Source organism: Thiomicrorhabdus sp., assembly GCF_041583835.1.
Classification (GTDB): Bacteria; Pseudomonadota; Gammaproteobacteria; order Thiomicrospirales; family Thiomicrospiraceae; genus Thiomicrorhabdus.
In genome coordinates, this window is record NZ_JBFHFC010000007.1 from 137,605 (window position 1) to 144,501 (window position 6,897).

The 6,897-nt window shown below is 47.8% G+C and carries 4 protein-coding genes; 2 read left to right on the plus strand and 2 right to left on the minus strand.

Translation table 11 applies throughout. The annotated features are described in order from the left end of the window. Positions 1-13 precede the first annotated feature (13 nt). Both ppsA and ABY044_RS05955 read right to left on the minus strand, forming a co-directional pair. The gene (gene ppsA, locus ABY044_RS05950; RefSeq protein ID WP_373019164.1) at positions 14-2,494 is read right to left on the minus strand and encodes a phosphoenolpyruvate synthase; all 2,481 of its coding nucleotides are present in this window, start codon (positions 2,492-2,494) and stop codon (positions 14-16) included. 304 nt (positions 2,495-2,798) lie between these two features. Continuing rightward, positions 2,799-3,482 carry a trans-aconitate 2-methyltransferase gene (locus ABY044_RS05955; protein WP_373019166.1) on the minus strand — a complete coding sequence of 228 codons (684 nt, stop codon included), beginning with the start codon at positions 3,480-3,482 and terminating at the stop codon, positions 2,799-2,801. Positions 3,483-3,887: 405 nt separating this feature from the next. On the opposite strand from ABY044_RS05955, the gene ABY044_RS05960 reads away from it, so the two are divergent. Both ABY044_RS05960 and ABY044_RS05965 read left to right on the plus strand, forming a co-directional pair. Further along, on the plus strand, positions 3,888-4,730 hold the full coding sequence (locus tag ABY044_RS05960; protein ID WP_373019168.1) for a PhnD/SsuA/transferrin family substrate-binding protein: 843 nt from the start codon (positions 3,888-3,890) through the stop codon (positions 4,728-4,730). Then, positions 4,730-6,897, plus strand: a 2,168-nt coding sequence (locus ABY044_RS05965) for a PAS domain-containing protein (RefSeq protein ID WP_373019170.1), incomplete at its 3' end; no start/stop codon positions are given. The genes ABY044_RS05960 and ABY044_RS05965, both read left to right, overlap by 1 nt.

The window sequence follows — 6,897 nt, forward strand, 5'->3', positions numbered from 1 at the left end:
TCAACGCGGTAGTTTATCCACTTATCCCAAAGTTATCCACAGGCAAATTTATCTCGCGCTTAGAAGCCTTAGGATTCTTTTCCGCCGACAAGACCACCGGCAAGGTTTTCAAAACCGAATCCGGATTCAAACTCATTGCATCGATACCGATCTCCACCAAAAACTCGGCAAATTCCGGGTAGTCCGACGGCGCCTGTCCGCAAATGCTGATGTGTTTACCTTGTCGGTGCGCACCTTCAATCGCCATTTGAACCATTTTTTTAACGCCCGGATCACGTTCGTCATAGTCGAATGCCACCTTTTCGGAATCTCGATCCACCCCCAATACCAATTGAGTTAAGTCATTGGTTCCGATAGAAAACCCGTCAAAATATGCGGCAAATTCGTCGATCAGCAAGACGTTATTGGGAATTTCAACCATCATATATACTTTCAACCCATTCACTCCGCGCACCAATCCATGCTCGGCCAGATTGTCGATGACACTCTTGGCCTCTTCCAGACGTCGGCAGAACGGTACCATAATGATAACATTCTCTAAGCCCATCACTTCACGTACGCGTTTAATCGCCGAACATTCCATAGCAAAACTGGCTTTATAATCGGCATCGTTATAGCGGGATGCACCTCGGAATCCGATCATCGGATTCTCTTCTTTGGCTTCAAAATTCTTGCCGCCGATCAACGCCGAATATTCATTGGATTTGAAATCGGATAAACGCATCACCACCGGCTTAGGATAAAATCCTGCCGCAATCGTACCGATCCCTTCGGACAATTTCTGTACAAAATACTGCTCGCCACTGGCGAAGCCTTCCGTCAGTTCGGCAATTTTAGCGCGTTCCTTTTCACTGCTGACCAGCTGTGGATTTAACAACGCCTGAGGGTGAATCTGAATACTGTTATTAATGATGAACTCCATCCGCGCCAAACCGATACCGTCGTTAGGTATCGAATTCAGCTGAAACGCCAGCTCCGGATTCCCCAAATTCATCATCATCTCGGTCTTCGGACTTTCTAAGCTGGCCAAGTCGGTCTGAACGATTTTATAAGGCACCTCACCTTCATAAACTCGCCCTTCGTCCCCTTCTGCACAAGAAACCGTCAACAGCTGACCGTTTTTGATCAATTCAGTGCCTTTTCCCGTTCCCACCACCGCCGGAATACCAAGCTCACGGGCAATGATCGCAGCATGGCAAGTCCGCCCTCCACGGTTGGTAATCAGGCCGGCGGCCTTCTTCATGACCGGCTCCCAATCTGGCGTGGTGATGTCCGAAATCAAAATCTCGCCTTCCTGAAATTCATGCAAAAACTCAACCGACGAAATCACCCGTGCACGTCCACTGACCACTTTACTGCCCACAGAACGCCCCACTGCAATCGGACTTGGCGGCGTCGAAGTTAATTCATAACGCTCCAGAATCGACCCTTTGCGCTGGGAAGCGACCGTTTCAGGACGTGCCTGCACCACAAACAATCCGCCGGTCACACCATCCTTAGCCCATTCCATATCCATCGGGCGTTCCGTTCCCGCTTTATCGCTGTAATACTTTTCAATCTTGATGGCGTAATCCGCCAAACTCAACGCTTCCTGATCGGTAATACAGAAATTCTTACGTTCCGCCATGCTGGTAGGCACATTCTTGACAGGTTGACGGCGATTGCTGTCGGTCGCATAAATCATCTTAATTTTTTTAGCGCCCAAATGGCGTTTCACCACGCCTCTAAAACCTTTATTAAAAGTCGGTTTGTGCACATAAAATTCGTCTGGATCGACCGCCCCCTGAACCACGTTTTCACCCAGACCGTAGGCACCGGTAATCAACACCACATCTTTAAAACCGGTTTCGGTATCGATCGAAAACATAACGCCCGAAGCCGCAATATCGGAACGTACCATCAACTGCACACCGATCGACAAGGCCACATCGAAATGTCCGAAGCCCTGATCGATTCGGTAGTGGATCGCACGGTCAGTAAATAAACTCGCGAAACAGTGCTTACAGGCATCGATGTAGGCATTTAAGCCGGAAATATTCAAATAGGTGTCCTGCTGCCCTGCAAAACTGGCGGTCGGTAAATCCTCGGCCGTCGCCGAACTGCGAACCGCCAAAGAAACCTGTTGTCCGTATTCGGCAATCAAAGCTTCATAGGCAACGACCATTTCCTCATACAGCGCATCGGGCAATTTAGCGTTGTAAATCAGTTCACGCGCTTGAGCGCCGCGACGCTGCAAATCCTGAGTACTCTCGGCATCCAACGGGTCCAGGATCTCGTGCAACTTAGTCCATAAATCATTTTCGTCAAGTATGGCGCGATACGCGGCCGAAGTGATAGCAAACCCATTCGGAATCGGTACGCCTTGCGGCACTAAGCTTTGATACATTTCTCCGAGAGAGGCGTTTTTTCCGCCCACCAGAGGAATATCTTCTATCCCTAAATCTTTAAAAAATCGGATGAATCGGCAGGAAGAAAAAGACGTCTCAAAAGGCATGGAACTCTCCTATCGGATTGCGGATTAGAAAGGTGTAAATGGATAACGACAGCAATAAAACCGTGTTCGATAATTGCCAATTAGCTTACGCCTATTGGATTCGTTTATCCAGAGCCGCCTCAGAATTTTTCGGCGATTAAAAAGGCCAAGCAAGCAGGGCCATTTATAGAAGCGAAACATCTGTGGTTTATCGACTTAAATTAACAAGTGATTAAAGAAAAATTAAAGAAGAAAACCTGAAAACAGCAAAATGGAAAGGAACTGAGCGGCCCTATTTTTAGGCCGCCCCGTTCGATTAATGAACTTATTTTTCGACGACAATGCGTACAAATCGGCCGTCGCGCTGTGGCGTGCATTCGATCACATTAAATCCTAAACTGGTCAACATAAACAGAATGTCATCCGCATGATAACGATTGTGTTCCAAGAAGTGGTCAAAAACATCTTCGACTTCGTCGCGACCAACTTCTTCGGTCCACAAGGTTTTTTCAGGATATCGATGCGTCAGATAGTCCGCCAGCGGTTGACGAACCAAATCGATGATGCAGAAACGTCCACCCGGTTTTAACCAACGGTAAACCGCTTTAAACATCAAGACCGGTTGAGGCAATTCATGAACCAGCATATTCGCCATCACGGCGGCCAGACTTTCGTCGGCAATATTCGCTTGCGGTTCGTTAAGGTCGTCTTTCAACATACGGCAGTTTTCCGCCATCGCGATCTGAGCGGTCAACATATAAGGTGCCGCTTCGATTCCCAACACCGTGTTTCGCGGATAGCGCAACGCCAAATCGTTCATAAACTGACCGATACCCGCGCCCAAGTCCAACAGACCTTCGCCCGGTTTGATCACCGTTCCCATCTGAGCGTTCCAAAACTCCCAAAATTCGATGTCGTGACGTCGCTCATAGGTGGAGGTGATCATTTCCCTCGCATGCTCGCCGTTGCCCCCGTGGTGCTTCAAGATCTGTGCCTGTGTTTTTTCCATACCGTTCCCTTTTACATATTACTTTTCTACAGCACAATTCCGTCGCTTACATTACGACTTCCGGTTCGTGCTCGATCCCTCGTAAACCTTTATAAACAGGCTGTTTCGCACCTTTTTAGTCATAATCTTATTCGCCCAAAAGGATCGAAAGATTTTACCGCCAGCATAACATAACCACAAGTTAACACACCTCGACACGGTAAAAACTTAACCTGCCTCAAATTGAAGATCAAAAAAAGGCAAAACCCACCATAAATACGCGGTTTTTGGGCTTTATTCTTTGTTTATTTGTGCTAGTATGGCAGCCAGATAGATATTTTTTTAATACTAAATAGTGTGCCGAACCACCACCCTCTCAATAGAATGAACATAAAACCCATATTGGAACGGATTTCCATTTTTCTGGTGGCTTCCCTCATAACGCTGTTTTCCATCAACGGCAATGCCGGTGAACAGCCAAAAACCGACTCAACCTTGTATTTTGCCCCCTTACCGATGGGCAATGCAAAACTGAATATGGCAAAAAGCCAGTCTCTGACGCAATTGCTTCAAACGACTTTGCACCGCCCGGTTATCGTCAAGCTCTATCACAACTACGAAGAGATTTTAAAAGCCTTTCAAAAAGGTGAAGTCGACTTTGTCGAACTCGGCCCTTTGGTCTACCTTGAATTAGGCAAACAAACCGATCGAATCTATCCTCTGGTTTCGGTCAACCAACAAACCAAACTGGAACATCATCAGTGTGTGCTGGCCGCCCCAATTGACGGAATCAAAAGCGTTGGCGAACTGAAGCATATTCCTAATCCCAAAGTCGCTTTGACACAACCCCTCTCGACTTGCGGCTGGCTGCTCAGCGAACGCCTTTTAAAGCAAGAAGGGCTGGACTTGTCGAAAATGGACTACCACTTTACCGGCTCTCACGAAAAAGTCGCTTTATCGTTAATGCGCAATGAATATCAAATCGGCGGCTTGGCGAAATTCGTCGCCAAACGTTACGCCGATTTCGGTCTAAAAATTCTCAAGACTTCGCAGCCGATGCCGTTATTTATTATTGCAGGCAATCCCGACACCCTGTCGACCCAACAACTTGAACAGGTGAAAAAGGCTATGTTGGAATACCAGCCAAGCGAATCTTGGGGACTAGGCTCTACCGGTTTCAGTCCGATTTCGATGGCTTTATTTGAAGAACTTAAAACCATTGACCGCGAGAGCAACGTTGACTATGCAACCTTGAGGCGTTCCAAATAATGTGGAACCGTCATAACAAACAAAATAACATCAAGGACTTGTTCACTTCTATCATGATCAGCCTGCTGGTCTGGACGGTTCTGTTTCAGGGTCTGTATCTGGTTTATAAAACCGATACCCAGGCTTATTTGGACGAACGCATCGCGAAACAGAATATCGCCTGGCAAGCGGCCACTAAGATGTTTCAACGCGGTGTCGAAGCCCGTTTTCAATCTGAAATCAACCAACCGGCGGTGCTTGAACTGTTGGATAAAGCCCAGGACCCTAAGCAGGCACAACAGGCTCGAATCGATCTATATCGTCTTCTTTATCCTTATTACCAAAAACGCCTCACGCAAAACGACGGCCACTTCCAGTTGCATTTTCATACGGCCGACAACAAAAGTTTCCTGCGTTTTCACCAACCGGACAGATTCGGAGACGATCTGAGCGAGGCACGGCCGACCGTCGTTAAAGCTAATGCGACTTTAAAACCGGTTTCCGCGTATGAAAGCGGTAAAATCGTTTCCGGTCTACGCCATGTCTTCCCGCTTATCTATAAAGGCCGTCATCTCGGCAGTGTCGAGCTCAGCCAGAAATTCGAGTCGCTGCGCAAAGAGATCGCTTTATTCAACCCGCAACACGAGTTCACCATTCTCTACAACCGAAAACTGGTAGAAGCCAAACGTTTCAAACAATTCTCCTACATCTATTCTCCGAGTACGATCTCGCCGCAATGGCTGGAGGAAGACCCTTATAGAATTCTGCCGCAAACACCGCTACCACTGACGCAAACCATGTACGATGTCAGCCGCATCGCACACGAAGATCCAAGCCTGAATACGGATCTTGAACGCGGCGAAGCTTTCGCTAAAGCTTATCCGTTGAACCACACCTACTATGTTCTGACGTTCACCCCGATTCACGACCTTAACCACCAAAACATGTCTTATTTGATCTCTTTAGGTCAAGCCGACGAGATTACCACCAGTTATCAGCGTCTTTGGTCTTACGGCACCATCATGTCCTTGATCATGCTGCTGTTTGCGTACGGTCTATGGCGAATCTTAAGTTCGAGAAGACAACAAAACCACTATCGCAGTTATCTCGAAGGAATCAACAACACCATGGGTGAAGGGCTGTATGTTACCGACACCCGAGGCATGATCACGACCGCCAATGCGTCCGCCCAAAAACTGCTCGGTTTCAATGAAAAACAGCTGCTCGGCAAAAACGCACACAAACTGTTCCACGGTATCGAAAATCCTTTATTTGATAGGCATGACAACTGCCCGATCGAAAGTGCTACCCTTCAAGGAAAATCCTACCAAGGGGAGATGATTTTCAAAAAAGAAGATCAGCAAGAAATATTAGTTTCGGTTTCCAGCCAACCTATGTACATCGATAACCGTCTTGAAGGTTCGGTCGTCAGCTTTAACGATATTACCGCCCAAAAAGCCTTGGACGAAGCACTGCACATAGCGGCCACTGCTTTCGAGACCCAAGAAGGCATCATGATTACCGATATCAAAGGCAGGATATTAAGAGTCAACAAGGCTTTCTGCAGACTTACCGGTTATGAGCAGGATGAAGTCATCGGCTTGACGCCGCGCATCTTGAAATCGGGCGTCCAAGATAAAGATTTCTACCGCGAACTGTGGCAAAGCATCCTGAACAACCATTTCTGGCAAGGTGAAATCTGGAACCGGCGTAAAAGCGGCGACATCTTTTTAGAGTGGTTGACGATTACCGCCGTAATCAACCGACAAGGCGAAATCACCCAGTTCGTCGCCAACTTCTCCGACGTCACCGAACGTCACAAGGCTCAGGAAGAGATTCAACGTCTGGCTTTCTACGATCCATTGACCAAACTGCCAAACCGCAGACTATTGTTGGATCGCCTCGAGCACGCCATTCGTTACAGCCAGAGAAGCCGGCAGTGCGGCGCCCTGTTCTTTATCGACTTGGACAACTTCAAGACTCTTAACGATTCCAAAGGTCACATGATCGGTGACCTGTTGCTCAAAGAAGTGGCAAACCGTCTTACCGGTGCAGTTCGAGACGTCGATACGGTTTCGCGCATCGGCGGCGACGAATTCATCATCCTGATGGAAAACCTGGGCGACAATCCAGACAAGGCCGCCAACCATGCGGAAGAAGTCGCGTTGAAAATTCTCGACATGTTCAG